Annotated in this window: 12 protein-coding genes; 5 read left to right on the forward strand and 7 right to left on the reverse strand. The window is 65.1% G+C overall.

Annotated elements, in window-relative coordinates:
• Positions 1 to 20 precede the first annotated feature (20 nt).
• The 3 genes from NDN01_RS07670 to NDN01_RS07680 are packed head-to-tail and all read left to right on the forward strand — an operon-like array spanning position 21 to position 7,614.
• Positions 21 to 3,068, forward strand: a complete 3,048-nt coding sequence (locus NDN01_RS07670) for an efflux RND transporter permease subunit (protein ID WP_443025237.1) — start codon at positions 21 to 23, stop codon at positions 3,066 to 3,068.
• Entirely contained in the window at positions 3,065 to 6,196 is a 3,132-nt protein-coding gene (locus NDN01_RS07675; RefSeq protein WP_272626761.1) for an efflux RND transporter permease subunit, read from the forward strand. The genes NDN01_RS07670 and NDN01_RS07675 overlap by 4 nt, the downstream gene beginning before the upstream one ends.
• On the forward strand, positions 6,193 to 7,614 hold the full coding sequence (locus tag NDN01_RS07680; protein ID WP_272626762.1) for an efflux transporter outer membrane subunit: 1,422 nt from the start codon (positions 6,193 to 6,195) through the stop codon (positions 7,612 to 7,614). Before NDN01_RS07675 ends, NDN01_RS07680 begins: the two co-directional genes overlap by 4 nt.
• A 4-nt stretch (positions 7,615 to 7,618) precedes the next feature.
• Here the strand turns inward: NDN01_RS07680 and NDN01_RS07685 are convergent, their stop codons facing one another.
• Genes NDN01_RS07685 through NDN01_RS07695 form a run of 3 tightly spaced genes read right to left on the reverse strand, consistent with a single transcriptional unit; the run spans position 7,619 to position 9,775 of the window.
• Positions 7,619 to 7,945, reverse strand: a complete 327-nt coding sequence (locus NDN01_RS07685) for a DUF3325 family protein (protein ID WP_272626763.1) — start codon at positions 7,943 to 7,945, stop codon at positions 7,619 to 7,621.
• Positions 7,935 to 9,539: a PepSY-associated TM helix domain-containing protein gene (locus NDN01_RS07690; RefSeq protein WP_272626764.1), complete on the reverse strand. Its 1,605-nt coding sequence runs from the start codon at positions 9,537 to 9,539 to the stop codon at positions 7,935 to 7,937. Before NDN01_RS07690 ends, NDN01_RS07685 begins: the two co-directional genes overlap by 11 nt.
• The gene (locus tag NDN01_RS07695; protein WP_272626765.1) at positions 9,536 to 9,775 is read right to left on the reverse strand and encodes an iron transporter; all 240 of its coding nucleotides are present in this window, start codon (positions 9,773 to 9,775) and stop codon (positions 9,536 to 9,538) included. The genes NDN01_RS07690 and NDN01_RS07695 overlap by 4 nt, the downstream gene beginning before the upstream one ends.
• A 176-nt stretch (positions 9,776 to 9,951) precedes the next feature.
• On the opposite strand from NDN01_RS07695, the gene NDN01_RS07700 reads away from it, so the two are divergent.
• Complete coding sequence (locus NDN01_RS07700; RefSeq protein WP_272626766.1) at positions 9,952 to 12,258, forward strand: TonB-dependent siderophore receptor; 2,307 nt, start codon at positions 9,952 to 9,954, stop codon at positions 12,256 to 12,258.
• A 17-nt stretch (positions 12,259 to 12,275) separates the two neighbouring features.
• Here NDN01_RS07700 and NDN01_RS07705 read toward each other — a convergent pair whose 3' ends face one another.
• The 4 genes from NDN01_RS07705 to phhA form a co-directional block, all read right to left on the reverse strand.
• The gene (locus NDN01_RS07705; RefSeq protein WP_272626767.1) at positions 12,276 to 12,626 is read right to left on the reverse strand and encodes a 4a-hydroxytetrahydrobiopterin dehydratase; all 351 of its coding nucleotides are present in this window, start codon (positions 12,624 to 12,626) and stop codon (positions 12,276 to 12,278) included.
• The gene (locus NDN01_RS07710) at positions 12,623 to 13,627 is read right to left on the reverse strand and encodes a fumarylacetoacetate hydrolase family protein (RefSeq protein WP_272626768.1); all 1,005 of its coding nucleotides are present in this window, start codon (positions 13,625 to 13,627) and stop codon (positions 12,623 to 12,625) included. Before NDN01_RS07710 ends, NDN01_RS07705 begins: the two co-directional genes overlap by 4 nt.
• A 63-nt stretch (positions 13,628 to 13,690) precedes the next feature.
• Positions 13,691 to 14,905, reverse strand: a complete 1,215-nt coding sequence (locus NDN01_RS07715; RefSeq protein ID WP_272626769.1) for an aromatic amino acid transaminase — start codon at positions 14,903 to 14,905, stop codon at positions 13,691 to 13,693.
• Entirely contained in the window at positions 14,902 to 15,765 is an 864-nt protein-coding gene (gene phhA, locus NDN01_RS07720) for a phenylalanine 4-monooxygenase (protein ID WP_272626770.1), read from the reverse strand. Before phhA ends, NDN01_RS07715 begins: the two co-directional genes overlap by 4 nt.
• A 244-nt stretch (positions 15,766 to 16,009) precedes the next feature.
• On the opposite strand from phhA, the gene NDN01_RS07725 reads away from it, so the two are divergent.
• Positions 16,010 to 16,480 (forward strand): Lrp/AsnC family transcriptional regulator, encoded by a 471-nt coding sequence (locus tag NDN01_RS07725; protein WP_272626771.1) that lies wholly within the window; start codon positions 16,010 to 16,012, stop codon positions 16,478 to 16,480.
• The last annotated feature ends 13 nt before the right edge of the window (positions 16,481 to 16,493 follow it).

The following is a 16,493-nucleotide window of genomic DNA, read 5'->3' on the forward strand; positions in this document are numbered from 1 at the left end:
CGGTAGCGACGACCTTGTTCATGATCGCGATCCTGCTTGCGGGTCTGATCGCGCTCCGCATGCTGCCGCTTTCGGCCCTGCCGGAGGTCGATTATCCGACGATCCAGGTTCGCACGCTCTATCCCGGCGCCAGCCCCGATGTCATGGCCGTGACGGTCACCGCGCCGCTCGAACGCCAGTTCGGTCAGATGGCGGGATTGAAACGGATGACCTCGGTGTCGTCGGGCGGTGCAAGCGTGATCACGCTGCAGTTCGATCTGTCGCTCACTCTCGACGTTGCCGAACAGGAGGTGCAGGCAGCGATCAACGCGGCAAGCACCCTGTTGCCGACGGACCTGCCGGCACCGCCGACCTATGCCAAGGTCAATCCCGCCGATGCGCCGATCCTGACTCTCGGCATCACCTCCAACACCCGTTCGCTGGCCGATGTCGAGAATCTCGTCGACCAGCGGCTCGCCAACAAGCTGGCCCAGGTTTCGGGGGTCGGCCTGGTCTCGCTATCCGGCGGGCAGCGTCCGGCGGTCCGCATCCAGGCCAATGTCGACCGGCTGACGGCACTCGGCATCAGCCTCGACAGCGTGCGCACCGCGATCGCCGCGGCGAATGCCAATGGCGCCAAGGGCAGCTTCGACGGCCCGACACGGAGCTGGTCGATCGATGCCAACGACCAGCTGAATTCAGCTGAGGAATATCGCGCGCTCTCGATCAAGGCGGCGAACGGAACGATCGTGCGGCTTGGCGACGTCGCCACGGTGATCGACGGGTCCGAGAACCGTCGGCTCGGCGCGTGGATGAACAACAAACCCGCGATCATCGTCGATGTCCAGCGTCAGCCCGGCGCGAATGTGATCGGCACGGTCGATGCGATCAAGGCGGCGTTGCCCGGGCTAGAAGCATCACTGCCCGCCGACCTCCATGTCACGCAGCTCGCCGATCGCACGATTGGCATCCGGTCCTCAGTTTCCGACGTCGAGTTCGAGCTCGCGCTGGCGGTGGTGCTGGTGGTGATCGCGATCTTCCTGTTCCTGGGCTCGCCCCAGGCCACGCTGATCGCCAGCATTTCGGTGCCGTTGTCGCTGATCGGCAGCTTCGCGGCGATGTATTTCCTTGGCTACAGCCTGAACAACCTGACGTTGATGGCGCTGACCATCGCCAGCGGGTTCGTCGTCGACGACGCGATCGTCGTGATCGAGAATATCGCCCGCCACGTCGAGGAGGGGGCCAAGCCGTTGACGGCAGCGTTCGACGGTGCCCGGGAGATTGGGTTCACGATCATCTCGCTGACGGTCAGCCTGGTCGCGGTGCTGATCCCGCTGCTGTTCATGGGGGATGTCGTCGGGCGGCTGTTCCGCGAATTCGCCGTCACGCTGGCGGTGACGATCCTGATCTCGGCGGTGGTGTCGCTGACGCTCGTGCCGATGCTCGCCGGGCGCTGGCTCAAGCCGGAGCATGATACGCGCGCGCCGCGCTTCGTCCAGCGGACTCGGGCGTTCAGCGACCGCCTCGGCGAACGCTATGGCGCAGCGCTGGAGCGCGTGCTGGCGGCGCGCGCGCTGGTGCTCGTCATCTTCGCGATCACGATGGCGTTGACCGTGCTGCTGTTCGTCATCGTGCCCAAGGGACTGTTCCCGCAACAGGATACCGGCCAGTTGCAGGCGACGGTTGTCGCCGACCAGAGCGTCTCGTTCCAGCGAATGGCGGTGCTTCAGCAGCAAGTCGCGGATATCGTCCGCAAGGACGTCGCGGTCGATAGCCTCAGCTCGACCATCGGCATCGACGGGATCAACACGACGCTCAATCGCGGCCGGATGCTGATCAACCTCAGGCCCAAGAATACGCGCGAATCGAGCGCGGCCGTGATCGTGCGCCTCAACAAGCGGGTCGCCGACGCGATTCCCGCGGTCCAGCTTTATGTGCAGCCAGTGCAGGACCTGACGATCGATGCCGAGAGCGGCCCGACCGCCTATCGCTTCGCCTTGCAGGGGGCCGACCAGGCAAGCGTCGACAAATGGAGCCTGGCCGTGACTCAGGCGCTACGCGACGTGCCGCAGGTGCGCGACGCGGTCAGCGACGTGCAGAATGACGGTAATTCAGTATCGATCATCGTCGACCGCGACAGCGCGGCACGGCTCGGCGTGACGGCGGCGGCGGTGGATTCGGCGCTTTACAATGCGTTCGGCCAGCGCATCGTGTCGACCATCTTCACCCAGTCGACCCAGTATCGGGTCATCCTGGAAAGCCAGGCCGACCTGCTGACCTCACCCGACTCGCTTGGGCGGATCTATGTCCCGGGCACCAACAACATCGCGGTGCCGCTGTCGACGATCGCGCGGATCACGGCAGGCACCGCACCGCTCGCCGTGTCGCGCGTGGCGCAGTTCCCCGCCTCGACGATCGGGTTCAATACAGCGCCGGGCGTCTCGCTGGGCGCCGCGGTCGATGCGATCCAGAAGACGGAGAAGCGGATCGGCGTGCCGGCGACGATCACCACCCAATTTCTCGGCGCGTCGGACGCGTTCCGCAGCAGCCTCGCCAATGAGGGCTGGCTGATCCTCGCCGCCGTGGTGTGCGTCTATATCGTGCTGGGGGTGCTCTATGAAAGCTTCATCCACCCGGTGACGATCCTGTCGACCCTGCCTTCGGCCGGGCTGGGTGCCTTGCTCGCGCTGCTGCTGACCGGCAACGACCTTGGCGTGATCGGGATCATCGGCATCGTGCTGCTGATCGGCATCGTGAAGAAGAACGCGATCATGATGATCGACTTCGCGATCGCGGCGCAGCGACAGGAAGGCAAGTCGCCAGAGGAAGCGATCCGTTCCGCAGCGCGGTTGCGGTTCCGCCCAATCATGATGACGACCTTCGCGGCCTTGTTCGCTGCGCTGCCGCTCATCTTCGGCGGCGGCATGGGATCAGAACTGCGCCAGCCGCTTGGTCTGGCGGTCGCGGGCGGCCTGATCGTCAGCCAGGCGCTGACCCTGTTCACCACGCCGGTCATCTATCTTGCGTTCGAGGGGCTTGGGGCACGCTGGCGCGAGCGGCGGCAACGGCGCCAGGCCGCGACGACGTGAACCTTTCAGCGCCCTTCATCCGCCGACCGATCGGCACTTTGCTGCTGACCATCGGCATTGCTTTGGCGGGGATCGCGGCGTTCTTCGCCCTGCCGGTCGCGCCGCTGCCGCAAGTCGACCTGCCGACGATTCAGGTGCAGGCGTCGCTGCCCGGCGCAAGCCCTGAAACCATGGCCTCAAGCGTCGCCTCGCCGCTCGAACGCCGCCTCGCGACCATTGCCGGCGTGACTGAGCTGACCTCGAATTCGGGGATCGGCCAGTCGCGCATCACGCTGCAATTCGATCTCTCGCGCGATATCAACGGCGCCGCGCGCGACGTGCAGGCGGCGATCAACGCGGCACGCGCCGACCTGCCGACGTCGCTGAAGACCAATCCGACCTATCGCATGGCGAACCCGGCGGATGCGCCGATCATGATCCTCGCCCTCACGTCCAACACGCGTTCCCCGGATGCGGTGTACGATGCGGTCTCGACCGTGGTGCAGCAGGCGCTGGCGCAGATCGCCGGCGTCGGCAATGTCGAGCTGGGCGGGGCCGCGCTCCCCGCGGTCAGGATCGACGTCAACCCGCTCGAGCTCGCCCGGCTTGGCGCCAGCCTGGACGACGTGCGCGCGGCCATCGCGGCGACCAACGCGAACCGGCCCAAGGGCGTTGTCGAGAACGGGACAACCGCCTACCAGATCTACAGCGCCGCGCCGAGCCAGTCGGCGGCCGACTATGCCTCGATCGTCGTGGCGTCACGCGGCGGGGTCAATGTCCGCCTGAGCGACGTCGCAACGGTCTATAGCGGCCCCGAGGATATCCGCACCCTCGGCCTGTTCAACGGCAAGCGCGCGGTAACGGTGATCCTCAGCCGCCAGCCGGGCGCCAACATCATCGCCACGGTCGATGGAATCAAGGCGGCGCTGCCTCTGTTGCGGGCGCAGATTCCCGCGGATATCCGGCTCGACATCGTCTCCGATCGCACGACCACGATCCGCGCCTCGCTGCGGGAGGTCGAGACGACCCTGGTCATCGCGACGCTGCTGGTGGTCGCGGTGGTCGGTTTCTTCCTGCGCAGCCTTCGGGCGACCCTGGTACCGGCGGTCGCCGTCGTCGTGTCGCTGCTCGGCACGCTGGGGGTGATGTACTTGCTGGGCTATTCGCTCGACAACCTGTCGCTGATGGCGCTGACCGTGGCGACCGGATTCGTCGTCGACGATGCGATCGTCGTGCTGGAGAACATCAATCGGCATATCGAGGCGGGTATGTCGCGGGGTGAGGCCGCCCTGCTTGGCGCACGCGAGGTAGGCTTCACCGTCGTGTCGATCAGCATCAGCCTTGTCGCGGTGTTCATTCCCCTGCTGTTCATGAGCGGGATCATCGGCCGGCTGTTCCACGAATTCGCCATGACGATGACGATCGCGGTGCTGATCTCGCTTGTGCTGTCGCTGACGACGACGCCGATGATCAGCGCGCTGATCCTGCGCGACCGGACGACGGCTTCGTCAGCATCGGGGCGCGGCGCGCGCATCTCGGCGCATGCCGAAGCAGCGGTTGGCTGGGCGCATGCCCGTTACACACGCAGCCTCGACTGGGCGCTGGCCAATCGCGGGGCGACATTGTTCCTGCTGCTCGGTGCGGTGGTGCTCAACGTCTATCTGTTGCGCGTCGTGCCCAAGGGGTTCTTTCCCGAACAGGATACGGGAGCGCTGATGGGCGGAATCAGGGCCGACCAGTCCATCTCGTTCACTGACACCGGCGACAAGCTGACCAGGCTGGTCAACATCATCCGCAAGGACCCTGCAGTCCAGAATGTCGTCGCCTTTACCGGCGGATCGCGCGCTGGTGGCGGATTCCTGTTCGTCATCGAGAAACCGCGCGGCCAGCGCGCGTCGTCGCGCGAGGTGATCAACCGGCTGCGTCCGCAATTGTCGCGCGTGACCGGGGTCAGCCTGTTCCTGTCGCCGGTGCAGGACATGCAGATCGGCGGGCGCGGCGGCAACGCAACCTATCAATATACGTTGAAGGCGGATGATCCCGCCGTGCTGGCCAAGGCCGCCGACAGCCTGACCCGTGCCCTGAAACGCGACAAGATGCTGACCGACGTCGACAGTGACCGCAACGACAGCGCGCTTGCAGCGTATCTGACGATCGATCAGGACGCCGCCGCCCGGCTGGGCCTGACCAACACGCAGATCGATTCCATCCTTTACGACGCCTTTGGCCAGCGTCAGGTCGCGACCATCTACAGCGGGGTCAACCAATATCATGTCGTGCTGGGCGTCGCGCCCGGCTTCGCCGGATCGCCCGGTTCCCTGGACGGAGTCTATCTGCCCGCCAGCCTCACCACGACATCGACCGGCCTGTCGACCGCGACGTCGACCATGACGCCGCTGTCGACGATCGCGCGCTGGGATACGCGCAGCGCCGCAGCGCAGGTCAACCACCAGGATGCCGGGCCGTCGACCACGATCAGCTTCAACCTCGCCAACGGCGTATCGCTCGGCGAGGCAAGCACCGAGATCGCCAAGGTCCAGGACAGTCTTGCCCTTCCCGCCGAAGTGCGTGGGGCCTTTGCCGGATCGGCGCAGGTGTTCCAGCAATCGACCAGCTCGATCCCGCTGCTGATCGGGGCCGCGCTGCTGACGATCTATCTCGTGCTCGGAATATTGTACGAAAGCGCGATCCACCCGCTGACGGTGCTGTCGACCCTGCCCGCGGCGGGAGTCGGCGCCGCGATCGCGCTGCTGGTGACGGGCGCCGAACTCGACCTGATCGCGATCATCGGGATCATCCTGCTGATCGGCATCGTCAAGAAGAACGCGATCATGATGATCGACTTCGCGCTCGAGCGCGAACGCGTGCAGGGCATGTCGCCGGTTGCCGCGATCCGGGAAGCGGCGCTGCTGCGCTTCCGTCCGATCCTGATGACGACGCTGGCGGCGGGATTCGGCGCGTTGCCGCTGGCGATCGGCTTCGGTGACGGCTCCGAACTGCGCCGGCCGCTCGGCATCGCGATCATCGGCGGGCTGATCGCCAGCCAGTTCGTAACCTTGCTGACGACGCCGGTCGTCTACCTCGCGCTGGACCGATTCCGTCGCCGGCCGCGCGCATCATCGTCGTCCATCGGGCCAGTAACAGCATGACCAGAAGCCAGCCTTTGCTCGCCATTCTTGCCTCCACTGCCTTGACCGCGTGCAACCTCGTCCCACCCTATCAGCGGCCGTCGATGGCGATCCCGGCCTCGTTCAAGGAAGCGCCCGGCTGGCAGCCGGCGTCCCCCGCGGACGACAAGCCCCGGGGTGACTGGTGGGCCGGGATGAAGGACCCGGTGCTCGATGATCTCGAACGGCAGGTCGCCACCCGGAACCAGACCGTGGCGGGGGCGATCGCTGCGTATGACCAGGCACGGGCGGTCGTCCGCGAAAGCCGGTCGGCGCTGTTCCCCTCGCTGACCGGATCGCTCGGCGTTTCGAGCACCGGTACCGTGGACGGATCGACGGTAAGCACGAGTACGGGAACCGCGACCGGCACGCGCGAGACGGCCAGTCTTGGCGCGACATGGCAGCCCGATCTGTTCGGCGGCCTGCGTGCCGGGCTGGCGCAGAGCAAGGCCACGGCGGCGCAACAGGCGGCTGCCCTCGGCAATGTCATCCTTGCCGCGCAGGGTGAACTGGCGAACGATTATATCCAGCTTCGCGGTGTCGACGCGCAGATCGACGCGTATGACGCGACGCTGACGGCCTATCGCCGGACGCTCCAGATCACCCAGAATCGCTACAATGTCGGCGTGGCTGCCCGGATCGACGTGCTGCAGGCGGAAACCACCCTGCGCAACGCCGCCGCCCAGGCAACCGACCTGGTGCGTCAGCGCGCGATTTACGAACATGCGATCGCGGTCCTCGCGGGGGAACTCCCCTCGTCGCTATCGCTGGCGAAGACGGACTGGGTTCCGACGGTGCCGGTCGTCCCGCCGGTGATCCCCTCGGCCTTGCTCGAGCGGCGCCCCGATGTGGCCGCTGCCGAACGCGCCGTCATCGCGGCCAATGCCGGCATAGGCGTGCAGCGTGCCGCCTTCTTCCCGAACCTGAGCCTGACCGCCGGGCTCGATCGCAACGCCTCGAGCATCGGCGGCCTCGCATCGCTCGGCGCAAGCGTCTGGTCGCTTGGATTGACCGGGGCGATGACCCTGCTCGATTTCGGGGGCAGAAGCGCGAAGGTTGCGCAGGCGCGTGCTGCCTATGAGCAGGCAGTGGCCAGCTATCGCCAGACCGTATTGACGGCATTCCAACAGGTCGAGGACGGGTTGTCGGGGACCGTCGTGCTCGACCGCGAGATCGGTGACCTGAAGGCAGCATCGGTCGCGGCCGACCGAGTCGAGCAATTGACCCTCAATCAGTATCTCGGCGGGATCGCCGACTATACCACGGTCGTTACGGCACAGGCGACTGCGCTTACGGCCCGCCGCGCGCTGATTGCGGGTATCGTCAACCAGCAGCTCAATGCCATTGCTCTGCAACAGGCGGTCGGTGGCGGGTGGGATGCGTCCGCCGCTGTGCCCTGACAGGTCAAAGCCACGCCGACAGGGCCAGCGGCACCGCGAGCAGCATTGCCGGCAGCCATGCCTGGAGCGCCCGGTCCGGCCAGCGGGACATGGCCAGGACCAGCACGAGACCGCTCAGGCTGAGCAGTCCGAGCCAGGCAACGCCGCCCTGGAACTGGCCAAAGCGGATGAACGCGGCGATGCAGGAGGCCGCGAGCAGGGCCCAGCCGGTGATCTTCGCCAATCGGGGAGAGGTGAGCGGACCGCGCGAGGCGATATGGCGGTGCCGCTGACTCCCGCGCGCCAGGCTGGCAAGCCCGGCATAGCCAAGACAGGCAATCTCAAGCGGCATCGGCCATCTCCCGCGGCACCGCAGCATTCTGTCCGGGTGCGCGACGCTTGCGCTGGGCCTGGACTGGTTTGCGCGCGGCCAGCCGGGCGGCGAAGCCGAGCAATGCGGCCATCGAAAGCATGACCAGGTCAACCGCGACGAACAGCCAGTCGCCGGCCATGATCGACTGCACCAGCCCGCGATCAGTGGTCAGCGCGTTGGCCACCGGCACCGCAACGCATATGGACGAGGCAACCGCCAGCGTCTCGATCCATGCCCGCCGCACCGGGCGCAGCAACGATGCCGCCGCCAGCCCGAACCAGACCCAGAACATCGCCGACACCTCCATATCCTCCCGGCCAGGCAGAGACGCCGGAATCAGCCGGTTGGCGAGCAGGAACGCGGCCATGCCCGCAGGCAGGCAAGCGATGGCGCCAATATTGAGCCGCTGGACCAGACGATAGCCGACAAAGGGCACCGCGCCCGGCTTGGCGCGCTTGGCGGTCCACAGCATCAGCCCCGTCGCGACCATCGCGGCGCCGATCAGCCCGAGCAGGAAATAGCTCCAGCGCAACACAGGGCCGGCGAACCAGCCCATGTGAAGCCCGAGCATCACGCCAGCGGTCTCGATCGCCGGGCCCGGGGCAGGGGATGCGGAGAGGCGGTGCCCGTCCGCGCCCGAATAGGTGATCGACTGCCCGCGCGCATTGAGCGTATCGGCGCCGCTGCGGACGATGGCGATTGTCGCAGCCGAATCATTGGGGTTGCGCACCACGATCCGGCCTGCCCGGCCCCCCCTCCATTCAGCGGTCGCTTCCCGGAGCAGCGGTGCGATATCGATCAGTGGGGCAGGGCGCCCCGATGCCTTCGTCTCGACCTCTCTACCATAGGCATCCGCCGCGAAGGCGTCGAGCGGCGCATAATTCGCCGCGATCGGCCAGGGCATGTACATCAGCACGAGCGTGATCAGCCCCGTATAGGTGATCATCGCATGGAAGGGCAGGGCAAGCACCGCCGAGACATTATGGGCATCAAGCCAGCTCCGCTGGCCCTTGCGCCAGCGCAGCGTGAAGAAATCGGCGAAGATGCGCTTGTGAGTGATCACACCCGAGCCGATCGCCGTGAGCATGAACATCGCGCACAGCCCGGCAAGCCAGCGTCCCCAGGGATGGGGAATCTGGAGCTGGAAGTGGAAGCGATAGAAATGCTCGCCGCCCCGTGTCTCGCGGGCGCTTAGCGTCGCGCCCGTGGCCGGATCCAGGCGGATCTCCGGCGTGCGGGGCGGCCGGGGCGCATTGGGATCGGGATTGGCGCGGGCGCGGGTGAAGATTCGTGTCGCGGTCGTCCGGTCGTCGGGCAGGTAGATGGTCCATTGCTCGTCGTGCGGAAACGCTGCCTGCATGTGCGCGATGGCGGTCTGCGCCGCACGTTCGGGCGACACCGGCTGCAACGCGATCTCCGGCTGCATCCAGCGGGTGATCTCCGGTCGGAAATAGCTTGCCGTTCCAGTCAGGAACATGGCGAACAATATCCAACCGGCCAGCAGCCCAAGCCAGGTATGTATCCACGCCATCGAGCGGCGCAGGCCGCTCTCCTTCACCACGGTCTGCTTCACGGCCTGACGCCCAGCAGCATGGCCGCGCCGATCGACAGCGCGGCCGCGCCCCAGACGAAGCCCGCCACGCGCAACAGTCGCCGTTCATGGAAGCACCAGAGGGCGATCGCCGCATAGAACAGGAAGGACAGGATCATCGCCCAGCCCGTCGCCTCCGCGCGCGCGATCGGCAGCAGCCGGGCCGATAGCGTCGCAAGTCCGGCCGCCGCCGCATAGCCGCCGGCCAGCGCCGTCACGCACCGTGCTCCAATCGCCCATGCGCCCGAAAGAGATCGGGATCGTGCCCGATCGCCGGTTGCTCCCGCATTTCTCAAGACCGTTTGCCCCCTTTCCGCTTTCGACTCTTGCCTTAGCCCCAAAGCGGCCCTAACGGCAATTGCGAATCGTTAGCAATAAGAGAGAGTGTCATCCCTTGATCGCAAAGTCGCACCATGCCCGCCGCGCGCGCCGGCTTCTCCGTTCGCTGCTCCTGGCGACGGCCCTGCTGACGCCGCTGCAAGCCCAGGCCAGCGAGGATGAGACGAAGGATGAGGCTTCCGCCGAGACCATTGTCGTGACCGGCGTGCGGGAGAAGCAGGCGGGGGCGGGGACTAAGACCGACACGCCGTTGATGGCAACCCCCCAAAGCATCACCGTTATCGATAGCGAAGAGCTGGTCCGGCGCAACGCGCTGTCGATCAACCAGGCGCTGAGCTATGTGGCGGGCGTGTCTCCCAACCAGCGCGGCGGCATGGTGACGCGGTACGACCAGCTTATCCTGCGCGGCTTCGCGCCGGGCGTCTATCTGGACGGGATGCGCCTGATCGCCGGCCCTTATTCGACGCCGCAGATCGATTTCAATCGAATTGACCATATCGACGTGGTCAAGGGGCCCGCCTCCGTCCTGTACGGGAACTCGACCCCGGGCGGCCTCGTCAACCTGACCAGCAAGACGCCCGAAGCGACGGCGTCTGGCCGGTTCGAGCTGCAGGCCGGGAACTATAACACGTGGCGCGCGACGGGCGACGTGAACCAGCCGCTCGACGCCGATGGCCGTATCCTCGCGCGGATCGTCGGCGGCTGGCAGAAGGGCGACGGGCTGACGTCGGGCACTTTCGCCGAACGCTGGCATGTTAGCCCGATGCTGACCTTCGCCCCCGACCCGGCAACCAGCCTGACGATCATCGCCACTTATCAACGCTCGCCCAGCGGCGGGGGATATTCAGGCGTGGCAGCCTATGGATCGGTCCTGCCCAATCCCAAGGGCGAACTGCCGCGTGACATCAACACCGGCGATCCCGGATATGAGCGCTACGATCATCGCGCCAAATCGATCGCGGCATTGTTCCGGCACGACTTCAACGAGCATCTTTCCTTCCGTTCGAACGCGCGCTTCCAGAACAACCGGCTGAGCTATCGCCAGCTCTACATCGCCGGGTTCGCGACGACGGGCACCGGAACCGCGCGCAACACCGATTTTGGTACGATCATCCGCGGCGGCGGCGGCGCGGATGAGGATTTCGACACGCTGACGCTCGATAACAGCCTGAACGCGAAATTCGCGACCGGGTCGATCAAGCACAATGTGCTGGTCGGCATCGATTACCAGCATATCGCCGGCGAGAATGTCCAGCAGTTCAACACCGGCGTTTCGGCCAATCCCCTGACCAGCATCCCGAACCTCAACCTCTTCGCACCCGTCTATGGCGGCGTGTTGCCCAGCTTCGACCTGACCCAGCTTTCGTCCGCTTATGTCAACACTTATGGCAAGCGAGACCAGGTCGGCGTGTATATCCAGGACCAGATCGCGATCGGTCGGTTGCAGCTTATCGCAAGCGGGCGGTACGACTGGTACGACCAGACGACGCTCAACAAGCGCAACAACGCGGTCACGGCCCTGTCGCAGACTGCGTTCACGATGCGTCTCGGGGCACTCTACGAACTGCCATTCGGCGTCTCACCCTATTTCAGCTATTCCGAATCGTTCGAACCCCAGGCGGGCACGACCTATCTGGGGGTGCCGTTCGACCCGGTGACCGGCCGGCAATATGAAGCCGGGATCAAATATCAGCCGGCGGGTACCCATGCGATCTTCACCCTTTCGGCTTATGACCTGAAACGCCAGAATGTGCCCGTCGGTGATCCGCGCGCAGGCACGGGCGGCATTCCGACCAACGCCCAGATCCAGATCGGCGAGGTGCGCGTGCGCGGCGTCGAGGTGGAGGGGCGGGGTGAAGTCGTGCCGGGCTTCGACGTGGTCGCGGCGCTGACCTATACCGACGCGATCATCACCCAGGGAACGCCCGCCATCGCGCCGACAGCGACCAACACCGGCACGCCGACCACCACTGGCACGCGCCAGCTCGGTACGCCCAAATGGCTGGGATCGACCTTCCTGTCCTATGATTTCGGGAAATCGGGGAAGATCGCCGGGCCGCTGGCCGGCCTCACGCTTGGCGCTGGCGCGCGTTATGTCGACGGATCGGACGGCACGACCAATTATGCGGTGATCAATGGTGTCACCGCGTTCGAGCGCTTCACCACTCGCAGCTTCGTGCTGGTCGACGCCCTGATCGGCTATGATCTCGGCCGCGCCTCGCCGTCGCTCCGGGGTGTCAGTCTGGCGGTGAATGCCGCGAACCTGCTCGACAAGCGCCATGTCAGCGCCTGCCCGTTCAGCAATAGCTGCTATTTCGGCGCAGCGCGCACCGTGATGGGGTCGGTGCGCTACGCCTGGTAAGGAGGCATGGCAGGCGGTCAATCGGACGATGATTGTCCGCCTGCCGAACTTCCGGTATTTCCGGGGCGCAGTTCGGGAAGCTGTCCATCGTCAATCTGTCGAGCGAGCGCGATGTCTCGCTGCGAAAGGCCCCCGGCGTCGTGTGTCGTCAGCAGGATGTCGATACGACCATAGACGTTCGACCATTCGGGATGGTGATCGGCCTTCTCGGCCAGCAGCGCAATTCGAGTCATTGCCGCAAAGGCATCGATGAATGAATCGAAGGTCAGCGTTCGGGCAATCGCGTCGCGCTCAGGCACATAGGTCCATCGCGGTAACGCGGCGAGCGCAGTTCTACGCTCATCATCCGAGAGACGCGCGATCGTCATCGACATATCTCCTGGTCGATGACGCCGAAAATCGGCCGTCCCAGTTCGTCGTCCATCGAGATCCGTACGCGATCACCGTAACGAAGAAAGGTGGTTCGAGGCTTTCCCTGCCGGATGGTCTCGACCATGCGGATCTCGGCGATGCAGCTATAGCCCTTGCCACCGTCGGCGACCGGGCGACCGGGGCCGCCATCGGCATCGCGATTTGAGACGGTTCCCGAACCGATGATCGTGCCGGTTCCGAGCGCGCGTGTTTTGGCGAGATGCGCGATCAGCGTCCCGAAATCGAAGGTCATGTCGACATGTGGTTCGGCACGGCCGAAGGGGGCGCCGTTGAGATCGACCTTGAGAACCCCGTGCAGCTTGCCGTCGCGCCATCGCTCTCCCAGCGCCTCGGGCGTCGCGAAGACGGGCGAGAGTGCGCTCGCGGGCTTCGACTGATAGAAACCGAAACCCTTGGCCAGTTCAGCGGGAATGAGATTTCGCAGGCTCACATCGTTGACGAGCCCGACCAGCCGAACGAATCCCAGCGCGTCCTCGCGATTTACGCCCTGCGGTACATCCCCGGTGACGACGACGACCTCGGCTTCCATGTCGCAGCCCCAGTCTTCGTCGAAGAGATGGATCGAGTCACATGGCCCGAGAAAATGGTCCGAGCCGCCCTGATAGACGAGCGGATCGTGCCAGAAGCTTTCCGGTAATTCGGCACCACGTGCCTGTCGCACCAGCGCGACATGATTCACATAGGCCGAGCCGTCCGCCCATTGATAGGCGCGGGGTAATGGGGCCGCGGCTGCCGTTTCATCGAACGGCATGCCCGGTTCGACGCCGTTTTCGAGATCGGCGGACAGCGCTTGGAGAAGGGGGGCGACGCGATTCCAGTCATCGAGCGCCGCCTGCAGCGTCGGCGCGACCAGACCAGCATCGACGTAGCGAGCGAGATCGTCGGACACCACGACGAGACGACCATCACGGCCGTGGCGAAGGCTGGCGAGTTTCATGTCGCAGGCTCCTGATGCAGCCACTTGGTTTGACGTGGGGCCTTTTCCATACGCCTCCATTCATCAGGCATCGCCGGTGTTCCTGAACTGATCGCCATCAAGAAAGGGCGTGAGGGCGTCCGTGAAGCGGGCCAGATTGGCGGCATTGAGGCCGGCGACGTTGATCCGAGCGTTGTCGGCCATGTAGATGCCATGCGCCTCGCGAAGCGTCTTCACTGCTTGAGATGTGATGGGAAGCAGGGAAAAGAGCCCGCGCTGCGCCGCGATACCAGCGAGTCCGGGATGCGCCACGGCTAGCGCGGTACGCACAGAATTGAGACGCTGGCGCATCGTCGCGAGTTCGGCGCGCCATATGTCCGCAAGATCCGGATCATCGAGAACGATCCGCACGGTCGCCGCGCCATGATCGGGAGGCATTGACCAAAGGCTGCGCGCGAGCGCGAGCAGATTGTCGCGCGCGATCGCGAGGCGCGCGGGATTCCGCGTCTGGATCCAGAGCGCGCCGACCCGTTCGCGGTAGAGGGCGAAATTCTTGTCGCAACTATAAGCGATGAGCGAATCCGGCACGCTGTCCAGCAGGAACCGCATCCCCGCCGCATCTTCTTCAAGCCCATTGCCGAGGCCCTGATACGCCAGATCGACGAACGGGAGCAGGCCGCGCTCGGCGCAGACGGCCGCGACTGCGCGCCACTGGTCGACGGTCAACTCGGTGCCGGTGGGATTGTGGCTGCAGCCGTGGAGCAGCACCGCATCGCCCTGCGTCGCCGCGTGAAGTGCTTCAAGCATCGCACTGAAGGCGATGCCGCCGCTCGTCGCGTCATAATAAGGATGGAAAGCGGGTGTGAGCCCGGCCTCCGCGAAGATCGGCGCATGGTTGGGCCAAGTCGGGGTCCCGATCCAGACACGTGCAGCGGGCGCCGTCCGCGCGAGGAGTTCGGCACCGAGCCGTAACGCACCGGTACCGCCCGGCGTCTGGAGTCCGAAGCGAGGCGGCTGGTTCGTCCCGTCACCGAAAACGATCGGCGCGAGCAATTCGATAAAGCGCTGATCACCTTCAGCGCCGAGATAGGCCTTACTCGATTGCTCCGCGACGAGCCGATCTTCGGCGGCTTTTACCGCGCGCAGGACCGTCGTTGCCCCGGCTTCGTCGCGGTAGACGCCCACCCCGACGTCGATCTTTTCGGTGCGCAGGTCGGCCCGACACAGAGCGATCAGCGCAAGCAGCGCGTCGGCCGGCAGCGGCGCGAGCCGGGCAAAGGCTTCCGTGCCGGCGCTCATGATGCCGTCCTGGCTAGAGCATAGGCCTGAGTGCCGCGATGGAACATCCGGTCGCCCGGGGCAAGTTCCCCTACATCGATTGCCGGCTGGTCGCGGAGCCTTTCGTAGATCGGCCGGAAATCAGCGTCGCGAGTCCGTGCGAGCAGGTCCTCGAAGCTGTCGATCACGAAGTAATTCTGCTGATAGTCGTCGATCCGATAGCGTGAGCGCATCACTCGCTCGAGATCGAACCCGATGCGATTGGGGGACGCGTCGTCGAGCGCGAAGATGCTCTCGCCATAGGACGAAACGATGCCTGCGCCATACAGCTTCAGATCGGCACCGTCGCGGATTAGGCCGAACTCGACGGTGTACCAGTAGAGCCGCGAGAGCGCGTCGATCATGCCGAGCTTGGCCGCGCGCAAGCCGCCCGCGCCGTAAGCCTGCATGTAATCGGCGAAGACCGGATGGACGAGAAGCGGCACGTGGCCGAAAACATCGTGGAAGATGTCCGGCTCTTGCAGATAGTCGAGCTGTTCGGGAGTGCGGATGAATCGTCCCGCCACGAAGCGGCGCTCGCTGAGATGCTGGAAGAACATCTCATCGGGAACGAGGCCTGGCACTGCGACCACCTGCCAGCCGGTTGCCTTCATCAGCCGCTCGTTGAGCTCATCGAAATCCGGGATACCGGGCTTGGTCATGCGCAGGACGTCGAGTCCTTCCATGAAGGCCGGTATCACACGTCCGGGCAGCATCTCCGCCTGCCGCGCGAAAAGCCGATCCCACATCGCGTGCTCGTCAGGAGTGTAAGACGCCCAGTCCTGCGGGATCGTCCAGTCGGGAGCCGCGTGTGGCGGCGGTGTCTTGTCGTCAGTTGTCATGATTAGAATCTAGCGGATTGCGCTGAAAACAGATTCCAAATAGCGCGTATGTTGCGCTAGCGATGATCGATATGGACCATATTTTTGCAGATTACGGATTGTTTCGATCACGGAGCGATGCGGTAGGAGCCCATGCACGAAAGGGGATGCAATTGATTCGACCATTGGCCGTGCCCGACGATTCTCCACGGCGCATAGCGGTCGAGGCATGTTGTCTGCAGCCCGGCGCTCGCAGGGTCGGCGCATGAGTACGCGGCGGGCTCTCGATGCGATCGATCGCAAGCTGCTTTGCGAACTGCAGCGCGACGCTTCACTCAGCCACGCCGAGCTTGCTGAGCGGGTCGGGGCATCGACCGCTTCTTGCTGGCGGCGCATTCGCGCTCTCGAGGCTGATGGCGTGCTTGGCAGCCATGTCAGGCTCGTCGACGCTGGCCTTGTCGGGCGCGGCGTCCATGTGCTTTGCCATATCCGGATGAAAAGCCATGCGGCCGAAGCTGTCGAAGCCTTCGAGGCATTCGTGGCGTCGCGCGACGAGATCGTCGAATGTTACTCCATGTCAGGCGACTGGGATTATCTGCTGCTTGTTCTTGTCGCTGACGTCGAGGACTATAATCACTTCCTGATGCGGACGGTGCTGCGTCATCCCTCGGTCAGCACCGGTTCTTCTCATTTCGCGCTGGCGCGTGTGAAGTACACCACGGCGGTTCCGATCTGATCCGCTGAATGCG

Source organism: Sphingomonas sp. QA11 (assembly GCF_028473665.1).
In the GTDB taxonomy this organism is placed as follows: Bacteria; Pseudomonadota; Alphaproteobacteria; order Sphingomonadales; family Sphingomonadaceae; genus Sphingomonas; species Sphingomonas phytovorans.

Coding starts and splice junctions, on each gene's coding strand:
- NDN01_RS07670 (WP_443025237.1), top strand. CDS start 21: ATGATCGCGATCCTGCTTGCGGGTCTGATCGCGCTCCGCATGCTGCCG.
- NDN01_RS07680 (WP_272626762.1), top strand. CDS start 6,193: ATGACCAGAAGCCAGCCTTTGCTCGCCATTCTTGCCTCCACTGCCTTG.
- NDN01_RS07685 (WP_272626763.1), bottom strand. CDS start 7,945: ATGCCGCTTGAGATTGCCTGTCTTGGCTATGCCGGGCTTGCCAGCCTG.
- NDN01_RS07705 (WP_272626767.1), bottom strand. CDS start 12,626: ATGACGATCGCGCGTCTCTCGGATGATGAGCGTAGAACTGCGCTCGCC.
- NDN01_RS07710 (WP_272626768.1), bottom strand. CDS start 13,627: ATGAAACTCGCCAGCCTTCGCCACGGCCGTGATGGTCGTCTCGTCGTG.
- NDN01_RS07715 (WP_272626769.1), bottom strand. CDS start 14,905: ATGAGCGCCGGCACGGAAGCCTTTGCCCGGCTCGCGCCGCTGCCGGCC.
- phhA (WP_272626770.1), bottom strand. CDS start 15,765: ATGACAACTGACGACAAGACACCGCCGCCACACGCGGCTCCCGACTGG.
- NDN01_RS07725 (WP_272626771.1), top strand. CDS start 16,010: ATGAGTACGCGGCGGGCTCTCGATGCGATCGATCGCAAGCTGCTTTGC.